This is a genomic window from Mucilaginibacter sp. (genome assembly GCF_041660805.1).
Classification (GTDB): domain Bacteria; phylum Bacteroidota; class Bacteroidia; order Sphingobacteriales; family Sphingobacteriaceae; genus Mucilaginibacter.
Genome location: NZ_JBAZVP010000007.1, coordinates 62,869 through 86,226 on the forward strand (window position 1 = coordinate 62,869; position 23,358 = coordinate 86,226).

The window sequence follows — 23,358 nt, forward strand, 5'->3', positions numbered from 1 at the left end:
TATGAAAGCATATATCCGTTCATCTGCCTGCATATCTGCCCAAAATACCTTTGGTAAACAACCTTTTTTACAGGATATTATAGAATATAACGGCACCCGTTTAAAAACCATTGAGCCCGATTATAAACTATTCATCGACCCGAAACAAATAAGGAGGATGAGCCATGTAATTAAAATGGGGGTGGCTGCCGCTAAAGAATGCCTGGCAATGGGTAATACCGAAATGCCCGGAGCAATCATTACCGGTACGGCTTTTGGCTGTATGGAGGATACCATTACGTTTTTAACCCGTATTGTAGAAGAGCATGAAGAACTGTTGCCACCAACCGCATTCATCCAATCAACCCATAATACGGTGGCCGCGCAAATAGCCTTGATGCTTAAATGTCATAGCTATAACAACACGTTTGTACACAAGGGCATGTCTTTTGAGAGTGCCTTGTTTGATGCTGTAATGCTTTTGAAAGAGCAGGAGGCTGATAATATATTGGTAGGCGGCACAGAGGAAATGGTTGATACCAGCTTTACAGTTTTAACACGGCTGGGCTTATATAAACGTTTTCCGCTCTCAAACCTGTCGTTATTTGAAACCGATTCAAAAGGGACGATTGGCGGGGAGGGAGCTGCATTTTTCTTGCTTACCGATAAGCCATCAACGGATAATTGGGCCGAACTTACCGCTATAAAAACACTTTACAATCCCCAAAACCTGGAGGCATCAATTGAAGCGTTCTTGAAAGATAACTCTTTAGATATAACTGATATTGACCTGATAATAACCGGCAAAAACGGTGATACTACCAACGATAAAATTTATAAAGGTTTAGAGCAGTCCCTGTTCAAAGACGCCGCTATAGCTAACTATAAACACCTGTGTGGCGAATATCCAACCTCGTCATCATTTGGATTATGGCTGGCAGCTAATATTATAAAAACAGGAGAGGTGCCTGCTGTGATCATTCAAAATAAAGTAAATGATAAGGCCCCTAAAAAAGTGCTATTCTATAATCACTACCAGAGTAAGTACCATTCTTTAATGCTGGTTTCATCAATTTAATTATGCCTGAAGTAAACAGCGGGATATTTAAAATTGAAGAGCTGCAGCATGATGCAGGTCAGATAATGGCAAGCCTGAGCATTAATCAAAACAGCAATATTTTTGAAGGTCATTTTCCCGGCCAGCCTGTTGTGCCGGGTGCTTGTATGCTGCAATTAGTTAAAGATGTTTTGGAGGTGGCTTTACACATGCCTGTTTTGCTGCAAAAGGCAGCCAATATCAAATTCATCAGCATGATAACGCCGGCTAATAACCTAACGGCAAACCTTACTATAAGCTATAAAATAACCGAAGAAGGCAGCATAAATGTAAATGCCAAACTGCTTACTAATGAGGTTACCTACTTTAAATTGCAGGCGGTTTATATAAAAATATAGGTTCTTATTTTGTCGCGTTCGCTTGAATATAGTCGGCCATTGTAGCCACATCTATTAATACCTTACGCCCTTCTCTTGGGTCTTTAATATCAATACCGTACTCCTTTTTTAACAACACTATTAACTCCAGCGAATCAATAGAATCCAAACCTAAGCCATCACCAAATAAGGGCTCATCGTCTTTAATATCTGCGGGGGTAAGGTCTGTTAAATTTAAAAATTGTATGATCTGGCGTTTTAGTTGCTCTTTAAGTTCGGTAGTTTCCATTAAGGTTATTAAATTAAATTCTTTCTTTTTAAGCCAACGTAAGTGACCAATTGAAGCAGTATGGTAATAATAAGCAAAGGTATAATATTGTTTATAACATCTTTAAGTTTTCCGCCTTCCAAAAAAAGCGAGTAATATGCCTGCAGGCACCAATGCATAGGCGACAGATTAGCTGCTGATTTAAAAAAGCCCTGCATGGCAAAGCTTGGCACCATTAAGCCGCCAATACAAGCCAGTATCACTATTGATACCGCGCCAAAGCCGTTTGCCTGTTCCTGGGTTTGTGCAAATACACCTACACACATGGCATAGCTAACCGCACACCAGCCGCAAACCACCGTTACAATTATTAAAGCCAATATATCTGAAGGTAAATTAAGTGCCGGCAACCCAAAAAATGGGAACAGCCATATCCCGATAGAGAATATAACGGCTGCTTGCAGCATGGTTACAGCAAGATAAGTGATCTGCTTTGAAAGTAAACCTACAAGGTAACTTGTGGGCAGGGTTTTTAACCTGATAAAGCTGCCGCTAACCTTTTCTCTAACCACGCTGCCACCTAATGACATGATAACAAAGAACATGGCAAAGATTGTCCAGGCGGGTACATTGTGCTGGGTAGCATTAGGTGTGGTACGCGTTCCGTCTTTTGATACCGGGATCTCGTTAATAGTTGTTTTATTGTTCAGCATTTCATTCTCCAGGTTCTCGGGCAGCTGCTTTTCGTTGATGGAGAAGTACAGGCTTCTTAGCGTTTCGCGGCTTTGAACCAATTGCATCGCGCTGCGCAACGCCCCCTGTACAGATAGCCTGATGTTGTCCTGTAAAACAGGGTTATAATAAACCGTAAGCGGGTCAACATCGCCAACATTTTTAACCGTATCGCTTTGCAGGCCAAAACTAGTTAAGGCTTTGCCCGCAATACTTTTAGACTTCGCCGTTACTTTTGATGAAAAATTTGAAGGTATAATTATCCCCAGCATAGCATCATGCTGATGCATGGCTTCGGCAATCTGCTGTTCGGTTTTATCGCCCGATACTTGCGATGCCTTAAACATGCCTATTTTATCAATAGCTTTTATAAGCTGTTTGCTGGCTTGCCCGGTATCACTGTTATTTATAATAATGGACAATTTGTTTTTATTAACCAGCTGAAAGGTGCTGTTTTGAATGCTGGTAACCACAACCACCAGTATTATAGGCATAATAAACATAAGAGAAATGCCTACCTTATCACGCAGCAGGATCCTGACATCTTTTATGATGGTTGCTATTAATTTAAACATCAGTTCCTGTACTCCTTCCCGGTTAAATTTAAAAACAACTCTTCCAGATTAGCGTAGTTGTGGCTTTTAAGTAAAGCATCCAGGTGGTCTTGCGCAATTATTTTACCGCCATCAATTAATGCTACCTGCTCACATAAGCCTTCGGCTTCGCTTAACTGATGCGAGGTATATATTAATGTTGTCCCTTTTTTATTTAGCTGAAGCAGGTAATCAATTATTGCATGCCCTGTTTGTACATCAACCCCTACGGTGGGTTCATCTAAAAATAATATATCCGGCTCGTGTATTACACCTATAGCCAGGTTTACCCGGCGCTTCATACCACCAGAGAATTTTTGAACCTGTTTGTTCCGGACATCATTCAAGCCCAAAATGGTCAGCAGTTCATCGGTTCGTGTTTTAATGGTTTGTTTATCTAATCCGCTCCAGGCGCCAAAAAATTCAAGGTTCTCTACCGGGCTCAATTCGTGATAAAAAGAAAAATCCTGCGGAACAAAGCCAAATAACTTATTTATCCCGCTTTTGTGTTTAACTATTTCCTGCCCTAAAAGCTTAATATGCCCCTCATCTGCAGAAAGCAGCCCGGTCATGAGGCTAATCAGTGTTGTTTTACCGGCACCATTAGGGCCAAATAAACCAAAGCGCACACCCCTGGCTATCTTTAGATTAAGCTGAGAGAATGACATTTCGCCGTTGCCGGGATAACGGAACCCTATATTTTCAACATCGATAGCTAACTGGCTTACCATTTTATTTTCTTTAGCGTTTCAAAAGCTTTTTTCTCCACTTCGGCAATCTCTATTAAATAGTCGCCCATTGTGTTAAAATCTTGCTGACTACCTAAACGGCCTTTAAAAATTCCGGCCGCGTGCACTGCCGATGTGCGCCACATATCACCGGCCTTAGTAAATATACCTGATATGTCTGCCAATTGGTTGCCTGGCAGGTAAACATCTGCCTCCTGCAAAAAAGCACCGTAAATGTAGCGGAACCCGCCACCACCTGTGCCAATTTCTTCCTGCATGCGTACTAACTGGGCAAGATAAAGTCCGGCTTTCTCTAAACCAAGCTTATCGCGCCATTTTTTTATTTTGATACCTGTATTTTTAATGCCACTCACCCCGGCAAAACTCCCCGGAATGCTGAGCATATTATATACATTCTTTTTAATGCCTTTTTTAATAGCCAGTCTTATCTGGTCGTCGGTAATTTCGGCCTCAGCTTTTGGGAAATAGATATGGCCTTTAGGTGCAAGGGCCCCTTTTGCAAAACGCACTCTTTCCAGTTCATAATGGCCAAGAGTGGTAGCATTTTCCATAATAGGATCGCTTATCAGGTATTTATCGTCCTCATGCCCATAAACAATCAAATTGTGGGCATTAAAATGAAACCGGTATTCCTTTGGGAAGTAGGGAAGGTAATATACCCCAACCTGGCAGCCCACAGGTTTGCCATTATCAAGGCATTCCTGCAAAAACAGTTCAGCCTTTTCTTTTGAGAAAAACTTTTTCCTGATAATCGGGATATTTAAAGATTTGCAGGTGCGGTTAAATATATGCCCCGGCAGTGTCCTGAAAGCTATAGCAGGGCCGTTGTTTATTTTAATAAAAGGAATATGCGCAAAAAACAGGCCCGCGCCAATACCAAATGCAAGCGGCTCGGTTATTTTACCGTTAGAGCTCACCCTTAATAAGTTACTTGTAACGCCCGATTCACAATGTGCAGCCTGACGGTGTTCAAACTCAATCTTCATGCACAGTCATATTTTTAAGATCCTCTGTAGTTGTGTTAAACGCCTCGGCGTATTTTTGTAGTTTTTTGTCTGACAGTTGGCTAAACACTTCGGGCTTTAGGTGCCTTTTAATTTGCCATTGCCAAAAGCCGGTATAATCTGCCAAAATGCTCAGATCCATCAACCTGTATTCCATGAAAAAATAAATAGGGCTGGCCTCCTTATTCAGTACCTTCTGTTTAGCTGCGGCAATACGTTTTTCAATATCACTCCAGGCAAGGTCAAGCGCATCTATCTTAACATCCCAACCGGTGCTTAATTCAGTAGTGTATTTACCGGAATTGTCTGTTGCATAACAAACCTCTTTGGTTATTTTGCCAAGCGCACTCAGGTCCTGTGGTATTTCGTCCTTTTTCATGGATTATATCTCCATTAGCAAACAGTAAGCATTGCATACATGTATGAAAAGCGTGCGCTTTCAGGAACAAGCAACAATATTTTTTCGCCTTTTTTTAATTTTCCGCTTTTAAACAGCTCATCAATCATCAGGTAAACAGATGCGGCGCCTACATTGCCAACGGTATATAAATTTATAAACCATTTTTCATAAGGGATGCCACCACCGTACTCCTGTATCATATCATAGATCTTGCTTTTGAAAAAGTTACTTGATATATGCGGCAAAAAGTAGTCGATGTCATCAACGGTAAGGCCTTTCTTTTCAAATATTTCTTTGATCTTTTTACCACCAAGCGGAACAATGTTATCACTTAATAAAGTAATATCCTGTTTTACACTGAAGATAGATTTGGTCATGATCTCTTCGGGCGTGTAATCCATAAAGCCTTTTAATGTTCCATCGGCTTGCTTTTCGCCACCCATGTACATACAGGTGGCCATTTCATTGGCGTATGACACACCTTCTATCCATTCCACCCGTAACGATAACCCATTCTCATTTGGTTTATCGGTCATTAAAAATGCCGATGCACCGTCAGATAGCATCCATCTTAAAAAATCTTTTGAAAAAGCGATGAAAGGATTCTCTTCCATTTCTTTTAGCTTTTGCGCTTCTTCTTCAAAAACTTCTGAAACTAAAAGCCCCGAAAACCTTTCTGAACCCGTTGCTACAGCCGTTTTAATTTCGCCAGATTTTATGGCCAGATAAGCATATTTTAAAGCATGCATGCCAGCGCAGCAAACCCCGGATGGCGATACAACTTCAATGCCACCGGCCTCCGGCAGCCAGCCATGTGTCATCACACCGTGGCTTGGCATCATTTGATCCGGAGATGAAGTGCCGCAGGCAAGCAATTCAATTTCTTTTAATTTATCGGCATCATTATCAAACAATTCCCTTACTGCCAGGGCAGTCATTTGGGCATTTGTATGGGTTGATTTGCGGTCTTTAGTAAGCGCGTAATACCTGTTTATAATTCCGTTGTTACGGAGTACAATCTTTTTAGATTTCGACGGCCTGTTATCAATATAGCCCAGATACTGTTCCATTTCATCATTTGAAATGGGCTCATTTGGGAAATAGGCAGCAGTATGGTTAATATAAACGTTAGACATGTATAATATTAATTAGTAACTTGTAAATAGGTCAATTTTTTTCTTTTTATCCTATTGGATGAAAATGGTTTCAGAAACACAGCATCTAAAGTGATGAGGATGGGCGCGCCCAAAAATAACGCGATAAAAAGGTAATATTTAAATACGCAAAGCCAGGGCGTTTGATTTTTACGCCCGGCTATAAATTTCGCCCATACTGCAAAAATTGGTTTTGCCCTCGCTTCTGTAAACATGAGCGTATAATTAATTTCAACTGCTTTTTGTTTTATTAATTCGTTTTGCATTTCGCTCCAGTTGCCTAATGCCAAATGTTTATTAACTATTTGGCCATAGGTTTTAGTATTTTTAATGTCCTGCTCTGCAACTCCCGGCTTAGGGAAAATATTGAGGTAACGTTCTTTTTTACCAGATAACATCCAGTAAAAAATAGTTATAAAACTTACGGCGTTAGGGTGTTTATCAACCAGGGCTATATTGCCAACCAAATTCGCACCCGCATCATTCAGCATTTTTTTTACACGTACAAAGGCGTTTATCCACATGTTACGGGCTGCGCTGATAGTAATAACCGGGGTGTTTTTCAATACCGCCTTAAACTCATCTGTTTGCAGCAAAGAATTAGTTGGGATACTTGGCGATAAGAACCAGGGCTGGTAACCCAAAATTATCAGATCGTATTTAGCTTCTTTTAAATTCAATGGCTCAAGCGGTGCAGGTACCCCTAAAACGCATGATGGCATAACCGAAAAAAAGCGCTTGCCTGTCCAAGGGAAATCATAATTAGCCGCAGGTTTTACTGAAACTTTTTCAACAGATACACCTGCTTCAATAAGCGGGGCAGTAAACGCATCAATGATCTCTCCCATCTGGCCCGATTGCGTATAATAAATAGCTAAGATCTTTTTATTCATCCATTGCAAAGTTAAAAACTATCTCTTGAGCGGGGTTAAAAATCTTCGGCATGCAATACTTTTGATTTCTTACAGTAGTCAATAATAGCATGCTGTACTGCCTGTGACAGGGTTTTAAAATTCTTTTTAATAATTAATTTATCCTTTTCAATGTCGCCACGGTATTTAACTATTTTCGGGGCATTTTCCTCTATAGCAAGGCGTAAAAAGCGTAATTCGGTATTATCTGTATCGGCCATTATTGCGGTTTCCAGCTTAATACGCCCTTCTTTAAAAAGGCCAAGCTTCTTTTTGGGGCCATGCACCTTACCCGCTTTGCGCATTAATAAAGCACCTTCATAGCCTTCTTTATTAGTTTGTGATGAACCTTTAACAATTTCAATCTGATCATTTAGTGCCGTAACATCGCCTGTATCCATAACGGCGTAAAAGGCTGCCTTTTCAAATTTTTGCTGCGCATAGCCTACTCTTGCAAAGCCTGCACTCATTAACAAAACAGCAATAAATACTGCTTTCCACTTAAACACATTTTTCATAGTTATCAAACATAAATTAATTATTAATACCATAACAACCTAAAAAGTACAATATGCTTATAAACTATATTACTGTTAAATAATAATGACTACAACTTATTTGCCCAATAGTTGTATAATATATGTAAACTATACATTATATTTCATATACTTTCACTTACTTTGGGGTTGCAATTTTTAGTTAAGCCGTTTTGTCAGTTAATTTTAACATATAAAGGACAGGTAAAAGCTAAGAAGGTTTAAAAGCGTGTTAATGGATAAAAACTTACAATTTAAAGGTTTATGGGCAATTGTTTTAGGCGGATCAAGCGGATTTGGCCTGGCTGCTGTTGAAAAACTTGCCAAACATGGCATGAACATAGCCTTGCTTTACCGTGAACCCGCTGCTTCAGAAAAGCCCCTGCTGAAAAAACTTTTAAATATTGCAGAAACACACCTGGTTGATATATTGCCCTACAACATAAATGCGCTTGATGCTGCCGGCAGGGAACTATTCATACAAAAAATTACACCTCTTATTGATAAACACTCAGTAAAGCTGCTGCTGCATAGTATTGCACGGGGTAATTTAAAACCCCTTGCAGGGAAAGATATGAAGGATGATACTTATAACACGTTATCAATCGAAGATATACAAATGACTACCTATGCTATGTCAAACAGTTTGCTTGACTGGACAAGGTTGTTGCTAAAAGAAGAACTTTTTCATGCTGATGGAAGGATAATTGGTTTAACAAGCGAAGGCGCTCATAAATACTGGGAAAGCTACGCCGCTATATCAATAGCAAAAGCATCATTAGAAAGTTTATCAAAATATATGGCAGTTGAATTTAGTCCGTTTGGGTTAAAAACAAATGTGATACAAGCCGGCGTTACAGAAACGCCATCATTAAAGAAGATACCCGGAAGTGAAAAATTAATTGAAGCAGGTATAAAAAGAAACCCTTTGGGCAGAATGACAAAGCCCGGAGACGTAGCCAATGTTATTTACCTCTTATGTACTGATGAAGCCTTTTGGATAAACGGATCATTAATACATGTGGATGGTGGAGAACATTGCAACTAAATTAATTGTATAGCACAAATGATCAATCACATATTAAACCATTTACCATATAAATCGTCTTTTCGTTTTGTAGATCATATTGCCTTTTTAAATGAAGATGAGGTAAAGGGAGAATATACGTTAAAACAGGACTCATTTTTTTATGAGGATCATTTTGAAGGTAATCCGGTTACACCGGGTGTTATTATTACTGAAATTATGGCCCAGATAGGCCTGGTGGTATTGGGCATATTTTTAATACTCAAAGAAACCGATCATAGTTTTAATAGTGACGATTCTCTTTTTCCGCTGCTAACATCAACAGATGTTTCTTTTTATAAAATGGTTTTACCTGGTCAAAAAGTTACTGTAATATCTAAAAAGCAATATTTTAGGTTCGGTAAGCTTAAATGTTATGTTGAGATGCTGGATAGTGAGGGAGAGCTGGTAGCTAAAGGCACTTTTTCAGGGATAATTAAAAAAATCGCTATTAAAAATGAGTAAGCGTGTTGTAGTTACCGGTTTAGGTGTTGTATCGCCAAATGGTATAGGAGTTCCGGCTTTTTTACATGCTATACAAAATGGTATATCAGGCATAAAATTTATTCCGCACTATAGGGAATTGAATTTTAGCTGCCAGGTTGCTGGTATGCCTGCCTTTGACTGGAACAGCTTAAGAAACTACATTTCTGAGGTTACCTTTCATGGCTTAAAAGGTACCAATATAGGTTACGGTTTATCGGCAGCGCTTGATGCCTGGGCAGACTCGGGCATGGAATATGATACAGATGAACCACGCTGGGAAACCGGTTGTGTTTTTGGCAACAGTATTGCCGATACCGAAGCCATGAAGAATGTTATAGCCAGGGTTGATAACAAGGAAGCAAAAAAGTTAGGCTCGCGCGTTGTTGAACAGGCCATGAACAGCGGGGTTACCTCCTATATATCGGGCAGGTTAGGATTAGGTAATAAAGTAATTACTAACTCTGCCGCGTGTGCAACCGGCACCCAGGCTATACTAATGGGTTATGAGTATATTAAGCATGGGTATGCAAAGCGTATGCTGGTAGGCAGCGCCGAGCATGTTGATACCTATGTGTATGGCGCTTTTGATAGCATGCGGGTATTATCGCGTAAGTTTAATGATCATTCAGAACAGGCATCGAGGCCAATGAGTATTACAGCCGGCGGGTTTGTACCGGGCTCGGGCGCAGGCGCATTGGTTTTAGAAGACCTTGATTTTGCTTTAGCGCGTAATGCTCATATTTATGCTGAGGTTTTAGGCGGATCAAGCAACTCTGGCGGGCAAAGGCTGGGCGGCACCATGACGGCTGCTAATTCAACCGGTGTTATCAGGTGCATTAATGAGTCAATGGAAAGTTCGGGAATTAGCGCAGATCAGATAGATTTAATAAGCGGGCATTTAACAGCTACCAATGCCGACAGGCAGGAGATACAAAACTGGACCCAGGCACTTAACAGGGCAGGAGATGATTTTCCGTTAACAAATTCGTTAAAATCAATGATAGGCCACTCGCTTAGTGCAGCAGGGTCAATTGAAACGGTAGCCTCCATATTACAAATAGTACACGGGTTTGTGCATCCTAATATTAATTTAGAAGACCCCAACCCCGAAATAGCAAATTTGGTAAGTTTAAACAGCTTGCCCGTTAAAATGATAAAAAAAGAAGTTAACATTGTAGCAAAAGCAAATTTTGGTTTTGGAGATGTAAACTCCTGTTTAATACTAAGTAAATACAAATAAGAATAATGACAAGACAAGAAATTTTAAGCGAACTAAAAAAGGTTATTTCGCCTTATACAACTAATAAAGAAATGCTGGAAGGTATTGATGATAATACAGATCTTATAAGAGACCTGAAGATCAACTCTGCAAATCTTGTCGATATCATTATAGATGCGGAAGCAAAGTACGATATTGAAATTGATTATGATTCTGCCGATAAAATGGTAAACGTGGGTAACTGTATTGATGTGATAAGCGAAAAGCTTGGTCAAAAACAATGATAAGTGCCGGCAACGATATTGTATCTATTGCTGCTATAAACACTGTACGAACAAAACAGCCGGCATTCTACAAAAAAATACTTTCTGAAAAAGAGATAGCGCAATACCACCAGGCATATGCTGATGCAATATCTTTTGAAATTTATGTTTGGTTATTATGGTCCATCAAGGAATCGGCCTATAAATATCTTCAAAGACTTAACCCTGAACTTGTTTTTTCCCCAACCCGGTTCATTGTAAACAATCTGCGAAAACCTGAACAGCCATTAACTGAAAGCCTTGGTTCATCGCAACTGGAAGCCCGGGGGCTAAATAAAGGTGCATGGACTGGACTGATAAGTTACGATAGTAGTATCCTGCATTCGCAATCAGTCACTTATCCGGATACTATACATTCTATAGTTAATAATTCTAAATCTTTTGAGAACGTTTATTGGGGGATGAAAACGATAGCCGATACTGACCCCGCAAGCCAATCGGCAGCTGTGAGGATATTTTTATTAGATAAACTGGATAGTCTTTTCAATAACAGAAAACTACAGGTAGATAAAAGTGTGCATGGAATTCCGCTGATATCAGATGGCCAAAACCAAATGCAGCTGCCTGTTTCTCTATCCCACCATGAGCAATTTTTGGCATATTCATTCAACGCCGAAAATAATTTTGATTTGTGATAATTGAATTTAATCACCTAATCACATTTTTCCCGGGATATCGTAACAATTGTTTTGCATAAGCATAAATAGATTACAATATCATATCTTGCCTAATAATATAAGCTTAATGCTCTGTGTACATAAGTCTTTTATAAACAGGCAAAACATCAACAAAGGATTTTAGTTATTATAAGAATAGCGGTAATTCATTAGTATCACCAATAATATTTCAGATATGGCCACAAAGAAACCTTGTACTGAGCCAGATAGCGATAACATTTTGAATGGTAATCGTCGTGATTTTTTAAAGAAGTCATCCTTTTTAACAGCGATTGCATTAACTCCCGGAGTGGCCGTTAAAGCCGCGGATAACCAATGGGACGAAAAACTGGCCGATGTTTTTGAAAAAATGTCTCTCCAGCTTGAAGTAAATGGCGTTAAGCATAATCTTAAGGTTGAACCCAGGGTTACTCTTTTAGATGTACTGCGTGAAGAACTGCATTTAACAGGCACCAAAAAAGGATGCGACCGCGGACAATGCGGCGCGTGTACCGTTCATGTTAACGGTATCCGTGTAAACTCCTGCTTAAGCCTTGCTATAAGCAACCAGGGGAAAAAGATAACTACCATTGAGGGGTTGGCAAACGGCGATCAGTTGCACCCTATGCAAGAGGCCTTTATTAAACATGATGGTTTTCAGTGCGGGTACTGCACATCCGGGCAAATTATGTCGGCAGTGGCTATTATAAAAGAAGGCCACGCCAATTCTGAAGGTGAGATAAGAGAGTTTATGAGCGGCAACATTTGCAGGTGCGGTGCTTACCCTAACATTGTGAATGCTATAAAAGAAGTTAAAAATGGAGGCCAGTCATGAATCAGTTCCAATACATAAGACCCTCAGAAGCATCCGGAGCTATCAAGTCTTTAGCTAAAGACCCGGTTAATGCATACTATTTGGCAGGTGGTACCAACCTTATTGATATGATGAAAATGGGGCTGGTTGTACCCAATAAACTGGTTGATATTACAAACCTGCCTTTAAAAAGCATCGATAAAACACCAACAGGCGTAAAAATAGGCGCATTGGCTACCAATACCGATGTAGCAGAAAGCAGCCTGATCAAAACGAACTTTCCGTTATTGTCACTTGCAATTAACGCGGGTGCGTCACCGCAGTTAAGAAACATGGCAACCGTGGGCGGCAACATGATGCAGCGTACACGTTGCCCATACTTTTTTGATACAGCTATGCCGTGCAATAAGCGTGTACCAGGCAGCGGTTGCGGTGCTATTGCAGGTTATAACCGCATGCATGCTTTATTTGGCGCAAGCGATAGCTGTATTGCAGTAAACCCAAGCGATATGAATGTGGCTTTAACCGCGCTGGATGCAACAGTACATATCAGCGGGGCAAAAGGGGCGAGAACCATTAAATTTGCTGATTTTCACCGTTTACCAGGTGATCATCCGGAACTTGATAATACTTTGAAAAAGGGCGAGCTGATCACAGCCATAGACCTGCCTTCATCTCCTTTCACTAAAAATATTCATTATTTGAAAATTCGCGACCGTACATCTTATGCTTTTGCGCTAGTTTCGGTTGCGGCAGCTTTAAATATTCAAGGTAATACTATTCATGATGTTAGGCTGGCCATGGGGGGCGTAGCACATAAACCATGGCGCTTATCATCGGCAGAAACATTTTTAAAGGGTAAACCTGTTAACGAAGAAACCTTTAAACAGGCTGCGCAAATAGCTATGCAAGGCGCAAAGGCTTATGAGTATAATAAGTTTAAACTAAAACTGGCGCCCAATGCTATTATACAAGCTTTAAAAATAGCTTCTGGTTTAGTACCTGCATAAATTAATTAAACGCGATCAATATTAACAGGCATTGCAATGAAGAAAGATACAATTGGAGATTCTTTAAGCCGGGTTGACGGCAGATTAAAAGTTACAGGCGGGGCTACCTATTCAGGCGAGTATCATGTAAATAATTTAACATACGGTGTGTTAGTCCCTGCAACAATAACCAGCGGGACTGTAACAGCAATTGATACTAAAGCGGCCTTGCGCGCACCGGGCGTAATTACTGTTATAACTCCGTTTAACGCGCCAAAAGTGCCGGGTTACCAGCCAAACGCAGCCAAACCGGTTAAAGGATTGAAATTATTTAATGATAACAAGGTGTATTTTAACGGCCAACCCATTGCCTTGGTTGTAGCCGAAACATTTGAGAGGGCAACCTTTGCCGCTAGTTTAATTAAGGCTACCTATCAACCAGAGAAGTTTGAAACCAATTTTCATAAAAATATAGATAAAGGTGTTAGTCCGGCAAACCCAACCCATAAAGATTATGTACGTGGCGAAGCAGATGCTTATAAGAACGCGCCTGTAAAAGTTGAGCAGGAGTATACGCTGCCATCAGAAATGCATAACCCAATGGAATTACATGTAACTACAGCGTTTTGGGATGGTGATGGTAAAGTTACACTTTATACCAAATCGCAAGGGGTTGTTAGCTCTCAAAGGGCTATTGCCACTGCTTTTGATATTGAACCGGCAAACGTGCAGATCAATTCAAGATTTGTTGGCGGTGCATTTGGTTCATCATTACGTACCTGGCCGCATGAGGTAGCAGCAGTGCAGGCGGCACAAGTGGTTAAACGCCCGGTTAAATTAACGCTTACCCGCGAGCAAATGTTCACCCTGGTTGGTTACCGCCCTTTAACTATTCAAAAAATTGGAATAGGTGCCACGCCCGATGGTAAATTGGTTGGTATTACTCATGAATCTCATTCCCAGTCTGCTATTTACGAAGAGTTTACAGAGCGGTCGGTTAATGTTTCCAGGTTTTTATATGCCAGCCCAAACGTTAATACACGGTACAAAATTGTACCGCTCAATGTTGGTGTGCCTGCGCCTATGCGGGGGCCGGGTGAGGCAACGGGAGCATTCGGGTTAGAATCTGCCTTAGATGAGTTATCTTATTTGTTAAAAATAGATCCTATCGAACTCCGGCTTAAAAACTATGCGGATATCAATCCCGAACTTAATCTGCCATGGTCAAGCAAGCATCTTAAAGAATGTTATCAAAAAGGTGCCGAGCGGATAGGCTGGGAAAAGCGTTCTGCAACGCCAGGTGCAAATAAAGACGGCGAATGGTTGGTTGGTTACGGCATAGGATGCGGTGCCTTTGGGGCATATCGCTCTAAAACATCAGCTAAAATAAAGCTGCTTCCAAACGGTACTATAAATATACAGAGTGCTACAAGTGACATTGGCCCGGGTACGGCCACAGCTATGGTATTAATAGCGGCGGATAAACTGGGTATCCCGGCAGAAAGAATAACTTTTGAACTGGGTAATTCTGCATTTCCAACTGCTCCAACACAGGGAGGGTCGGCAACGGTATCATCAGTTGGGTCTGCGGTGCATGATGCTTGCCTTGCGCTTAAACAAAAACTTTACAGCCTTTCAGGCAAGCCGGAAAATAGTACTGATGCAATAGATTATGCCAATGTTTTAAAACAGCTAAACCTGCCGTTTGTGGAGTTAACCAAAGAATCGCAAGGTGGTGAGGATGCTAAAAAATACTCCATGTATTCTTTTTCCGCTCATTTTGTGCAGGTATATGTTCATCCGTTAACAGGTGTTGTTAAAATTAAGAAACTAGTAGCAGTTGTAGATTCTGGCAAAATTGTAAGTAACAAAACAGCAAGCAGCCAAATGATTGGCGGGGCTGTTGGCGGTATTGGTATGGCCATGACAGAAGAAGCGGTTTTTGACGACCGTTTTGGCCGGTATGTTAATGGTAACTTTGCCGATTATCATGTACCTGTTAATGCTGATATACCACAAATTGAGGCAATATTTATTGATAAACCCGACCCCATAATTAACCCTGTCGGCACAAAAGGTATAGGAGAGATTTCATTAATTGGTGTTGCACCTGCAGTAGCCAACGCGGTGTATAACGCCACCGGAAAACGAATTAGAGAGATGCCTATTACTCCGGATAAGCTGATATAATACCATATCGCCTGTTTTTTTATTGACGATATATTTATAAAGCCGCTTTACACAGTAAGGTGGCTTTATTGTTGTTAGCCCAAGGCAACTAAACAGGGGTTTTAACCGTAATCTTTTCATACTTATAACAATTAAGTTTTGAATAACATTTACGCGGCTATTTCAAGGATACTCGATAAGAAGGAGAGGCAAAAGCTGGCTTCTTTGATAGTGCTCGACCTGATTATTGGCATCCTGGATATTGCTTTTCTGGGATTGATGCTGCTGGTGATCAATTTTTATACAAAGAATGGTGCATCAAATGCTAATTCATTCCTTGACCGTTTTTTTAACGAGAACTCCCTGCTGCTTATTGGTGGATTTTCTTTACTGTTTGGGTTAAAAAACTGGCTGGGGTATTTTATCTCCAGGTCACAAAACTTTTTCTTTTACCGGGTGGCCTCGCGTTTGTCAGACAGGAACATCAGGCAGTATCTAAAAGCGGGGTACCTTGAGTATATTAATGTTGATTCATCTATACAGATCCGTAAAATAAGCCAACAGCCAATTGAGTTTAGCACTTACATTTTAACCAACGTACAGCAGGTAATATCACAAACGGTGCTGATATTTTTCACGATCGTTGCTATCCTTTTTTATCATCCGTCATTGTTTTTACTGCTTTTTATATTGCTGCTGCCACCTGTAATTTTACTGGCCTGGTTTGTAAGAAGGAAGTTGAAAAGTATCAGGGCTGATACAAAAGCCACAAGCGCAAAAGTTATTCAGTATTTACAGGAATCATTATCAGGGTTTACAGAGAGTAATATTTACAACAAGGACAATTTTTTTGTGAACCGTTATTACACTTATCAAAACAAGCTGAATAAGAATATTGCTACCCAGCAAACATTGCAGGGTTTGCCATCAAGATTAATAGAAGTGTTTGCTATCCTGGGTTTCTTCATCCTTATTGCTTTAAATAATTGGTCGGCAAATGCACCAGGTATCGATCTGCTCAATATTGGCGTTTTTATGGCCGCTTCTTATAAGATCATCCCCGGGATAGTTAAGATCTTAAATAGCTCTGGCCAAATTAAGGCTTACAATTTTACGCTTACAGACCTTTTACCGGCGGTTACAAGCGCATCGCCTAAAACAGCAGTAACTGAATATATCTCCTCCATAAAATTCGACCGGATAGATTTCAAATTTAAAAATCAGGAAATTTTGCATAACTGCAGTTTTGAAATTACCGCGGGCGATTTTGCAGGTATCTCAGGTAAGTCGGGTTTAGGTAAAACCACCATTGTAAACCTATTGTTGGGGTTTTTAGAACAGCAGAGCGGAGCTGTTTTAATAAATAACAAAGTTGTAAACGCCATTGAGCGGCAGCAATACTGGCCAAAAATATCTTATGTAAAGCAGCAGGCGTTTTTTATAAATGATTCTATCCTTAAAAATATAACCCTTTCAGATGATGATTATGATGCAGAGAAGTTAGCTGAAGCGATAAGTATTTGTGGCATTGACGGTATATTTAATGAATATACCGACGGAATAAACAAGCAGATCACAGAAAATGGTAAAAACATAAGCGGCGGGCAACGGCAACGAATAATGCTTGCACGTGCCCTATATCATGATTTTGACCTGTTAATATTAGATGAACCTTTCAACGAAATGGATACCGAAGCAGAACACATGATACTTACCCGGTTGAAGCTGCTTACGGAGCAAGGTAAAATGGTGCTATTTATAACGCACAACACAGCAAGCTTAAATTTTTGTAATAAAATTATTTTACCCGATGCAAACTGATCTGCCCAAAACGTTAATTATACTCACCCCAGGTTTTCCTGCCGATGAGAACGATAGCACCTGCATACCGCCGCAGCAGGTTTTTGTAAGAACTTTACAGCAAACGCATCCCCAGCTTAAAGTAATCGTACTTACATTTCAGTATCCATTTTTTGCAGGCAGATATTTATGGAATGGGATCGAAGTTGTAGCTTTTGGGGGTAAAGGGAAGGGCAAAATATATCGGCAAGTAACCTGGTTAAAGGTTGTACGGTATTTGCGCAACCTGAACAAGCAATATCAGATAATAGGTTTATTAAGTTTTTGGCTGGATGAGTGCGCTCTTATTGGGAGCCGGTTCGCTAAGCTAAAAGGAATAAAACATTTATGCTGGATCTTGGGGCAAGATGCTAAAGCCGGTAATAAATATGCCCAACAGATGAAACCCAAAGCGGATGAACTGATTGCGCTATCAGACTTTATAGTAAAAGAATACAGTAAAAACTATGGCGTAAGTCCGGCACATGTTATCCCGGTAGGGGTAGATACAACCCTGTTTGGCGAAGGGGCGAAGGAAAGAGGCATTGATATTTTAGGAGTAGGCTCGTTGATTCCGTTAAAGCAATTTGATGTTTTTGTAAAGATGGTGAGCCTTATCAAAGAGTCGCGCTACAACATTCAAGCGGTTATTTGTGGTAAAGGCCCAGAGTGCGAGCGTTTGTTAGCTATTATTAAAACGCTGGGGCTTGAAGAAAATATAAAGCTTGTTGGAGAGTTACCACACCATGAAGCGTTGGCTTTAATGCAACGGTCAAAGTTGCTATTGCATACATCAGTCTATGAAGGTTTTGGCGCCGTATGCCTGGAAGCGCTGTATGCAGGTGCAAGTGTGGTTAGTTTTGTAAAACCGATGGATGCACCCATACCTAATTGGCACATCGCAATTAACGAAGATGATATGCTGCAAAAAGTAGAAACGATTCTAGATATGCCTCAGCCAGATCATAAACCTGTGCTGCCATACCCCATTGCCTATAATGGAAAAGCCATGATGAAACTTTTTGGTTACAACGAAGCCGCTATTAGTTGAATTTTTTGAGCTATAGCTTCAAAAGATAAATTCGTTTTAAAATATTGGAGGGTAAGCTTTCGTTTGGCCTCAACATTTATTTTTAAGGTTTGCTTTAAGGCGGAGAGCAAAGCCTTTTCATTACCCGGCTCATACAAAATGCCGCATTTGCCACTATCAGTTATCATCCGGAAAGAAAGAATATCCGTAACAATGGGCACACAGCCACATGACATGGCCTCGCAAACCGCCGCGCCACTACCCTCATAATGCGAACCTGAAACTATAAAATCAGCGCTATTGAACCAATATAGCAGGTCGGCGTGAGGGATTTTGCCTATTAAAATAACAGATTTCCCCCATTCGGGCTTAGATGCCAGCAACGCCTGTATGATCGTTAATAATTCATCAGTATGGTATATCATATAAAGCCTGGCACCGGGTTCCTTTTCGGCGAATTTGAGAAAAGCTTTCACCACTGTTACCGGGTCTTTATTTGCATTAAGGCGGCCCACCCATAAAAATATTTTATCGCCAATAACGCCTGTTTTTTTTCGTGCATATTTGCGGTCTATAGGGTAAAAAACGGAGGAGACTTCCATTACCTCATGAATTTTTGCAGCCGATGCCAGGTTGCCATTTGCTACCCATTCCATCCCCATGGGGTACGATGCAAACAGGTAGGCGTCCACACAGCGGTCAGCAATTTTTTGCAAAACTTTTTTGAATCCGGAGAAAGGTTTTTCGGCATGATTTTGAACAATTATTTTTACCCGCCGCCCCAAAACCAACCGCAGTTGAATAACCTGCAGTGGAAAATGCAGGCCTTGAATAACCACTATTTGAGGCTGTTGCGCTTTTATATAATTATTAAGTTTTTTCGGAAAAAAGCGTGAATTTTTGTCAGAAAAGCGCACGAACCGATATCGTACATTTTGGTTTAAAAGCATCCCTTCATAGTTGATCTGTTCAATGCTGATCACCTCGTTTTTCTTGGCCAGTGCCTCTAAAATGCCAGCGTAAGCATTGATACGTTTCAACCAGGCCAATGGCTCGTTAAATTCTTTGGTGTAAACATAACTGGCAAAAACGTATCTCATTTACAGGTGCTTTATAGGTTAAAAAATATCAATATCAGCAAATGTGAACTCAATGTTTGTTAAATCTGTGCCCAACCCAAGGTCTTTTATGAGGACAGGAAAAGCGGGGATAGGCTCACTACGCTTTTTCAACAACGCGTATAGTTTGGTATATGGGCTCGCCTGGAACTGCAGCTTTTGCAACCCAAGTTTTTTTGCCAGTTGGGTTAACGTTTTTATTACTTTATCAAAGTCATTATCAAAGCCATTTATATCACCAACGATAAACCCGTTTTGAATTTTAAACCAAACTGTTGCTTCACCAATTTTAATTGTACAGGTAGTGTTATAAGTTTTGTATTGCAGGTAGTCATCGGCACGGTAAACCCCATTATATTCTTCATTAAATACTGAATTAGGGATACCCTGCTGTGGTAAAACCAATTTTTTTAACACCTGTTTTATATAAGCTTTATAAAGGCCTTTAAGTACACTGGAATTTGCTGCCATCCGCTCTAATGGAACCGTAGTAACAGGGATGGTAAAGCGATCTAAATGGCCAACTACCTGCCACCCGAGCTTGTTTGCAAGGCCCGGCAGTGAGTTTTGATTAGGGAAACCAAAGAGTAATTTAATGCCCTTGTTGCGGCAAAGATCATAAGTTAGGTTAGCCAGTAAAACAAACAGCCCTTTATTGCGATGACCGGGATGGGTCATGGTATCAGCAGATTGCGCGGCTAAAACCGGTTCATAATCATACCGGATAAAACAGGGGATAACGCCATAATATGCAACAGGCAGATCGTTAGCATTATACGCCAGAAAGCCTGTGTACATCACTTTAGTGTAAGCCGTATCATACTTGCGGGCATAATAATCAGCCGCCAATGGCTTGCCATAAACGGCTTCATACAGCTGCGCCATATCCTTTAGCCGGTCATAATTTAGCCGTTTTATCCGGTAACCATTAATAATATTCTCCCCTGATAGTAGCATACATTTGGTTTGTTGTTGATATAAAAGGGTTAATAGTTAGCCGTTCTCTCAAGGCTGGTTCACTCTGGTCCTGCGGGATATTAAATTCTGTGGCAAGCAGCTGTTTGTACCCGGTTTTTTGGGCAATGTTCAATACATCGGCATTATATGCACCGTAGGGAAAAGCAATACTGTTGATCTCTTTGCCGGTTAAGTTTTCCAAATAGTTTTTTGATTGAACCACTTCCTTTTCGGCAGATGCCGTATCAATCAGCGAAAGATCATTGTGATAATAACCATGTGAGCCGATGGTGGCGTACTGCGATGCGGATAATGCTTTGATCTGTTCCCCGGTCATTTGCAGCCAGTAATCCGGATGTTGTTTGTCCCGGTGAAAACTTGTTAATTTATCCAGCACATGAAGTAATTCTGCTTTTTCATCAAAGCTGCCATGCCGTAACCGTTCAGCAAGCGCAACACCCTTAAAGCTTACATATTTATTATAGTGGTTCTTGTAGTAAATTTCATTTTTAAATGTGAACTCTGCAGGGCCTAATTTTCCTGCAATACTTAAAAAATCGTTCCATAAAATATCATAACCGGCGGCGTTTATGGCGGTCACAAAAAAGGTTGCCGGGAGTTGATATTGCTCCAATAAGGGCAAAACGTAATGGTAGTTATTGGCAAAGCCATCATCAAATGTGAGGCAGATATTGAACTTATCGTTACTAAAACGCCGGTCATAAAAATCAGCTAACGTAATAATATTGAAATGTTTTTTATAAACCTTTAAATGCTCTTCGAAGGTTGCTTTAGTAATAAATAAAGTATTAAAACGGGTAGGTGCATCCTGGCAAATACCGTGGTAAACCATAATCCTGCTGCCACGGGCTTGACTGTAAATATTGTTATCGGTGCCCACAAAGTGCATCGCATCACCAAAAAGATGATGCGCTTTACGGGATGATCTGCTATAGAGTTTTTTAAGTATGCTCATAGATCAGGCTGCGGGTTCTGATGATATATACACCGGGATATCCGCATCAGGTTTGTACTGCTTTATTTGGGCAATTAAGCCGGTTATATCGCCCTGCACATATTTAATGCTGTTGCCTATGTGTATTTTATTGAAGTTGTACAAATTGTTTCCGTCAAGCTGATGATAGATAGATTCATCAAACAGCCGGATATTGCCGCGGTGCATCACCAATAAAATATCATCGGGCCTTGTATCATAAAATGAAGTTAGGCCGGGGGTACTGGTTTTTGCCCTGGCAATAATCAGATCGGCATCAAATCCTTCTTGTATGTTGCCGGTATTGAGTTGCCATACAACCGCTGCTTTTGTTGTTAGCGACTGATATAGTTCCTCATCGGTAAGCATTTGCGTTTTGCGGGCCATGCGGATATGATCCCAAATATCCCAACTGCCGGTAAGGGTGGAGTCGGTACCGAATAATATCTGTGTGAATTTTTTCAAGTGATTAGCTTTTGCGGTAGCATCCAACAAAAAATAGTTTGACTGCGGGCACCATACTATCGCTTTAAATGATTTAGCTTGTGTGGGAGTAAGCGCCACGCCGTGAATGCCTATCAGTTTTCGGTTCAGCAAGTTCCATTTAAGCAGTTTGTTAACTTCATTGCGGGCAGCCGCATTGGTACCTTCACCAATATGTATTACTGCGGGTTTATTAATTTGAAGGGGGTTATTCAGCTTCTTCTTCCACTCCTTCTCAAACTGAATTGAGTGAATGCTCTGTGGTTTTTCAAATATGTTAATGAGGGCATTCCTCATGCCTGACCGCTCACCGTGGTTAACCACCGTTGTTACACCACATAGCAGGTTTTTATACATGCCCCAGCGCTCCCGCAGTTCTTTAGGTATTTTAAGAATAGCTGCTATCTCATCTGCATAAGTTTTATGAATGTGTTTACCCCATTCGGTGTAGCTGGGGTACGTTTTATTACCTAATTTGGGGAAAAGGTTAAAATCAAGATGGTCATGTGAATTGATCAATCCGGGAAAGATAATGGCATTAATAAACATAAGCTGCGGGCAGTTCTCATCTGTAAGGGGAGCGTCCGAAATCTGGGCAATTTTACCCCTGCTTATCCTGATGTTCACCTTTTTATCACTATCCGCTATGCATACATTATTCAGTATCATTTTATCTTTTTGAAATGCAGCCCATAAATAATGGGGAAACCTTTATAGCTTTCATACACATGCATGGCATTTTGGTTGGCATAATAATGTTTTACCGTTTCATCAATTTTCACTTCTTCCTGGGTTACCAATGTGAAATTGTTATTTGACATGATCTCTTTAATGTCTATTAACTGGTGTACATAGTTTTGTACTGCTATTTGTGTATTATGGTGTTTAAAAGTCCGCTTACCACCATAAGCCAGCGTACCGGGATGAAAATCGGTAATGATAATATCGCCACCTGGTTTCAAAATACGGCACCACGCCTGCAGAGCTTCTTCAATATTTTTAATGTGGGCGACGGTTAAAGTTGATATAATAACATCATAGCTTTGGTCGGGCACATCAGTAAATAAGTTATCTATGATCTGGTAGGTTTGCGCTTCAGGATATTTCTGTTCCAATCGTTTCAGCATCCCAGCAGATACATCAAAACCAGTGAGGCTTTTGGGTTTATGCGTTAACAGTTTACTCCAGTGCCTGCCTGTGCCGCAGCCAATATCAGCTACCTGCTTTTTGGCCAGATTTAAGCCTTGCAATAAATTAGAGAACAAGGTATCATCCAGATCAAGCATCAGGTTACCGGGCTGGTCGTCATAGTTCACCGACCAGATATCGTAAGCTTCAACAGATCCTTTTTCCTTTATGGGCGAGTGGAAGAAGTGCTGTTTAACATAATTTTTAAAAATATCTATCACGGTTTAGTGAGTTTAAATAGGATGTGTATAAATAATTACGGTATGC

25 protein-coding genes are annotated in these 23,358 nt (G+C 40.5%); 12 read left to right on the top strand and 13 right to left on the bottom strand.

What is annotated here, in order from left to right; all coding sequences use genetic code 11:
* Nucleotide 1: 1 nt before the first annotated feature.
* Nucleotides 2-1,057: a beta-ketoacyl synthase chain length factor gene (locus tag WC743_RS11775; RefSeq protein WP_373012186.1), complete on the top strand. Its 1,056-nt coding sequence runs from the start codon at nucleotides 2-4 to the stop codon at nucleotides 1,055-1,057.
* 2 nt (nucleotides 1,058-1,059) lie between these two features.
* A complete protein-coding gene (locus WC743_RS11780) occupies nucleotides 1,060-1,434 on the top strand; it encodes a hypothetical protein (RefSeq protein WP_373012187.1) in 375 nt (124 codons plus the stop codon).
* A 4-nt stretch (nucleotides 1,435-1,438) separates the two neighbouring features.
* Here WC743_RS11780 and WC743_RS11785 read toward each other — a convergent pair whose 3' ends face one another.
* Genes WC743_RS11785 through WC743_RS11820 form a run of 8 tightly spaced genes read right to left on the bottom strand, consistent with a single transcriptional unit; the run spans nucleotide 1,439 to nucleotide 7,742 of the window.
* Nucleotides 1,439-1,702: a phosphopantetheine-binding protein gene (locus WC743_RS11785; RefSeq protein ID WP_373012188.1), complete on the bottom strand. Its 264-nt coding sequence runs from the start codon at nucleotides 1,700-1,702 to the stop codon at nucleotides 1,439-1,441.
* An 8-nt stretch (nucleotides 1,703-1,710) separates the two neighbouring features.
* The gene (locus WC743_RS11790) at nucleotides 1,711-2,988 is read right to left on the bottom strand and encodes an ABC transporter permease (protein WP_373012189.1); all 1,278 of its coding nucleotides are present in this window, start codon (nucleotides 2,986-2,988) and stop codon (nucleotides 1,711-1,713) included.
* A complete protein-coding gene (locus WC743_RS11795) occupies nucleotides 2,988-3,737 on the bottom strand; it encodes an ABC transporter ATP-binding protein (protein WP_373012190.1) in 750 nt (249 codons plus the stop codon). Before WC743_RS11795 ends, WC743_RS11790 begins: the two co-directional genes overlap by 1 nt.
* Nucleotides 3,731-4,741: a BtrH N-terminal domain-containing protein gene (locus WC743_RS11800; RefSeq protein ID WP_373012191.1), complete on the bottom strand. Its 1,011-nt coding sequence runs from the start codon at nucleotides 4,739-4,741 to the stop codon at nucleotides 3,731-3,733. Before WC743_RS11800 ends, WC743_RS11795 begins: the two co-directional genes overlap by 7 nt.
* Entirely contained in the window at nucleotides 4,731-5,138 is a 408-nt protein-coding gene (locus WC743_RS11805) for a hypothetical protein (protein WP_373012192.1), read from the bottom strand. Before WC743_RS11805 ends, WC743_RS11800 begins: the two co-directional genes overlap by 11 nt.
* A gap of 14 nt (nucleotides 5,139-5,152) precedes the next feature.
* A complete protein-coding gene (locus WC743_RS11810; protein WP_373012193.1) occupies nucleotides 5,153-6,295 on the bottom strand; it encodes a beta-ketoacyl-ACP synthase III in 1,143 nt (380 codons plus the stop codon).
* An 8-nt stretch (nucleotides 6,296-6,303) separates the two neighbouring features.
* Nucleotides 6,304-7,206 (bottom strand): hypothetical protein, encoded by a 903-nt coding sequence (locus tag WC743_RS11815; RefSeq protein ID WP_373012195.1) that lies wholly within the window; start codon nucleotides 7,204-7,206, stop codon nucleotides 6,304-6,306.
* 35 nt (nucleotides 7,207-7,241) lie between these two features.
* Nucleotides 7,242-7,742 (bottom strand): hypothetical protein, encoded by a 501-nt coding sequence (locus WC743_RS11820; protein ID WP_373012196.1) that lies wholly within the window; start codon nucleotides 7,740-7,742, stop codon nucleotides 7,242-7,244.
* Between the two features lie 253 nt (nucleotides 7,743-7,995).
* Here WC743_RS11820 and WC743_RS11825 point away from each other — a divergent pair, with 253 nt between their 5' ends.
* The 10 genes from WC743_RS11825 to WC743_RS11870 all read left to right on the top strand — a co-directional run bounded on the left by WC743_RS11825 (nucleotide 7,996) and on the right by WC743_RS11870 (nucleotide 18,372).
* Nucleotides 7,996-8,808 carry an SDR family oxidoreductase gene (locus WC743_RS11825; protein WP_373012197.1) on the top strand — a complete coding sequence of 271 codons (813 nt, stop codon included), beginning with the start codon at nucleotides 7,996-7,998 and terminating at the stop codon, nucleotides 8,806-8,808.
* Nucleotides 8,809-8,826: 18 nt separating this feature from the next.
* Complete coding sequence (locus tag WC743_RS11830; protein WP_373012198.1) at nucleotides 8,827-9,291, top strand: 3-hydroxyacyl-ACP dehydratase FabZ family protein; 465 nt, start codon at nucleotides 8,827-8,829, stop codon at nucleotides 9,289-9,291.
* Nucleotides 9,284-10,552: a beta-ketoacyl synthase gene (locus tag WC743_RS11835; protein ID WP_373012200.1), complete on the top strand. Its 1,269-nt coding sequence runs from the start codon at nucleotides 9,284-9,286 to the stop codon at nucleotides 10,550-10,552. The genes WC743_RS11830 and WC743_RS11835 overlap by 8 nt, the downstream gene beginning before the upstream one ends.
* A gap of 5 nt (nucleotides 10,553-10,557) precedes the next feature.
* On the top strand, nucleotides 10,558-10,815 hold the full coding sequence (locus tag WC743_RS11840; RefSeq protein WP_373012201.1) for an acyl carrier protein: 258 nt from the start codon (nucleotides 10,558-10,560) through the stop codon (nucleotides 10,813-10,815).
* Nucleotides 10,812-11,489 carry a 4'-phosphopantetheinyl transferase superfamily protein gene (locus WC743_RS11845; RefSeq protein WP_373012203.1) on the top strand — a complete coding sequence of 226 codons (678 nt, stop codon included), beginning with the start codon at nucleotides 10,812-10,814 and terminating at the stop codon, nucleotides 11,487-11,489. The genes WC743_RS11840 and WC743_RS11845 overlap by 4 nt, the downstream gene beginning before the upstream one ends.
* A 217-nt stretch (nucleotides 11,490-11,706) precedes the next feature.
* Nucleotides 11,707-12,345, top strand: coding sequence for a (2Fe-2S)-binding protein (locus WC743_RS11850; protein WP_373012204.1), 639 nt, complete (start codon nucleotides 11,707-11,709; stop codon nucleotides 12,343-12,345).
* Nucleotides 12,342-13,334: a xanthine dehydrogenase family protein subunit M gene (locus WC743_RS11855; RefSeq protein WP_373012205.1), complete on the top strand. Its 993-nt coding sequence runs from the start codon at nucleotides 12,342-12,344 to the stop codon at nucleotides 13,332-13,334. Before WC743_RS11850 ends, WC743_RS11855 begins: the two co-directional genes overlap by 4 nt.
* Before the next feature lie 36 nt (nucleotides 13,335-13,370).
* Nucleotides 13,371-15,503 (top strand): xanthine dehydrogenase family protein molybdopterin-binding subunit, encoded by a 2,133-nt coding sequence (locus WC743_RS11860; protein ID WP_373012206.1) that lies wholly within the window; start codon nucleotides 13,371-13,373, stop codon nucleotides 15,501-15,503.
* 138 nt (nucleotides 15,504-15,641) lie between these two features.
* A complete protein-coding gene (locus tag WC743_RS11865; RefSeq protein ID WP_373012207.1) occupies nucleotides 15,642-17,303 on the top strand; it encodes an ATP-binding cassette domain-containing protein in 1,662 nt (553 codons plus the stop codon).
* Entirely contained in the window at nucleotides 17,293-18,372 is a 1,080-nt protein-coding gene (locus tag WC743_RS11870) for a glycosyltransferase family 4 protein (RefSeq protein WP_373012208.1), read from the top strand. Before WC743_RS11865 ends, WC743_RS11870 begins: the two co-directional genes overlap by 11 nt.
* Here the strand turns inward: WC743_RS11870 and WC743_RS11875 are convergent.
* From WC743_RS11875 to WC743_RS11895, 5 genes are read right to left on the bottom strand one after another with little or no spacing between them, the layout of a single operon-like run.
* Complete coding sequence (locus WC743_RS11875; protein ID WP_373012209.1) at nucleotides 18,348-19,451, bottom strand: glycosyltransferase family 4 protein; 1,104 nt, start codon at nucleotides 19,449-19,451, stop codon at nucleotides 18,348-18,350. The genes WC743_RS11870 and WC743_RS11875 overlap by 25 nt on opposite strands.
* Before the next feature lie 18 nt (nucleotides 19,452-19,469).
* A complete protein-coding gene (locus tag WC743_RS11880) occupies nucleotides 19,470-20,426 on the bottom strand; it encodes a GNAT family N-acetyltransferase (protein WP_373012211.1) in 957 nt (318 codons plus the stop codon).
* Complete coding sequence (locus WC743_RS11885) at nucleotides 20,398-21,402, bottom strand: polysaccharide deacetylase family protein (RefSeq protein ID WP_373012212.1); 1,005 nt, start codon at nucleotides 21,400-21,402, stop codon at nucleotides 20,398-20,400. Before WC743_RS11885 ends, WC743_RS11880 begins: the two co-directional genes overlap by 29 nt.
* A 3-nt stretch (nucleotides 21,403-21,405) precedes the next feature.
* Entirely contained in the window at nucleotides 21,406-22,572 is a 1,167-nt protein-coding gene (locus tag WC743_RS11890; RefSeq protein ID WP_373012213.1) for an amidohydrolase family protein, read from the bottom strand.
* Complete coding sequence (locus WC743_RS11895; protein WP_373012214.1) at nucleotides 22,569-23,312, bottom strand: class I SAM-dependent methyltransferase; 744 nt, start codon at nucleotides 23,310-23,312, stop codon at nucleotides 22,569-22,571. Before WC743_RS11895 ends, WC743_RS11890 begins: the two co-directional genes overlap by 4 nt.
* Between the last annotated feature and the right edge of the window lie 46 nt (nucleotides 23,313-23,358).

Excerpts from the sequence above, each read along its gene's own strand:
- WC743_RS11830 (WP_373012198.1), top strand. The coding sequence starts at position 8,827 with ATGATCAATCACATATTAAACCATTTACCATATAAATCGTCTTTTCGT.
- WC743_RS11815 (WP_373012195.1), bottom strand. The coding sequence starts at position 7,206 with ATGAATAAAAAGATCTTAGCTATTTATTATACGCAATCGGGCCAGATG.
- WC743_RS11870 (WP_373012208.1), top strand. The coding sequence starts at position 17,293 with ATGCAAACTGATCTGCCCAAAACGTTAATTATACTCACCCCAGGTTTT.
- WC743_RS11790 (WP_373012189.1), bottom strand. The coding sequence starts at position 2,988 with ATGTTTAAATTAATAGCAACCATCATAAAAGATGTCAGGATCCTGCTG.
- WC743_RS11845 (WP_373012203.1), top strand. The coding sequence starts at position 10,812 with ATGATAAGTGCCGGCAACGATATTGTATCTATTGCTGCTATAAACACT.
- WC743_RS11810 (WP_373012193.1), bottom strand. The coding sequence starts at position 6,295 with ATGTCTAACGTTTATATTAACCATACTGCTGCCTATTTCCCAAATGAG.
- WC743_RS11800 (WP_373012191.1), bottom strand. The coding sequence starts at position 4,741 with ATGAAGATTGAGTTTGAACACCGTCAGGCTGCACATTGTGAATCGGGC.
- WC743_RS11795 (WP_373012190.1), bottom strand. The coding sequence starts at position 3,737 with ATGGTAAGCCAGTTAGCTATCGATGTTGAAAATATAGGGTTCCGTTAT.
- WC743_RS11875 (WP_373012209.1), bottom strand. The coding sequence starts at position 19,451 with ATGAGATACGTTTTTGCCAGTTATGTTTACACCAAAGAATTTAACGAG.
- WC743_RS11850 (WP_373012204.1), top strand. The coding sequence starts at position 11,707 with ATGGCCACAAAGAAACCTTGTACTGAGCCAGATAGCGATAACATTTTG.
- WC743_RS11885 (WP_373012212.1), bottom strand. The coding sequence starts at position 21,402 with ATGAGCATACTTAAAAAACTCTATAGCAGATCATCCCGTAAAGCGCAT.
- WC743_RS11820 (WP_373012196.1), bottom strand. The coding sequence starts at position 7,742 with ATGAAAAATGTGTTTAAGTGGAAAGCAGTATTTATTGCTGTTTTGTTA.
- WC743_RS11880 (WP_373012211.1), bottom strand. The coding sequence starts at position 20,426 with ATGCTACTATCAGGGGAGAATATTATTAATGGTTACCGGATAAAACGG.
- WC743_RS11840 (WP_373012201.1), top strand. The coding sequence starts at position 10,558 with ATGACAAGACAAGAAATTTTAAGCGAACTAAAAAAGGTTATTTCGCCT.
- WC743_RS11835 (WP_373012200.1), top strand. The coding sequence starts at position 9,284 with ATGAGTAAGCGTGTTGTAGTTACCGGTTTAGGTGTTGTATCGCCAAAT.
- WC743_RS11805 (WP_373012192.1), bottom strand. The coding sequence starts at position 5,138 with ATGAAAAAGGACGAAATACCACAGGACCTGAGTGCGCTTGGCAAAATA.
- WC743_RS11775 (WP_373012186.1), top strand. The coding sequence starts at position 2 with ATGAAAGCATATATCCGTTCATCTGCCTGCATATCTGCCCAAAATACC.
- WC743_RS11785 (WP_373012188.1), bottom strand. The coding sequence starts at position 1,702 with ATGGAAACTACCGAACTTAAAGAGCAACTAAAACGCCAGATCATACAA.
- WC743_RS11780 (WP_373012187.1), top strand. The coding sequence starts at position 1,060 with ATGCCTGAAGTAAACAGCGGGATATTTAAAATTGAAGAGCTGCAGCAT.
- WC743_RS11825 (WP_373012197.1), top strand. The coding sequence starts at position 7,996 with ATGGATAAAAACTTACAATTTAAAGGTTTATGGGCAATTGTTTTAGGC.
- WC743_RS11855 (WP_373012205.1), top strand. The coding sequence starts at position 12,342 with ATGAATCAGTTCCAATACATAAGACCCTCAGAAGCATCCGGAGCTATC.
- WC743_RS11860 (WP_373012206.1), top strand. The coding sequence starts at position 13,371 with ATGAAGAAAGATACAATTGGAGATTCTTTAAGCCGGGTTGACGGCAGA.
- WC743_RS11890 (WP_373012213.1), bottom strand. The coding sequence starts at position 22,572 with ATGATACTGAATAATGTATGCATAGCGGATAGTGATAAAAAGGTGAAC.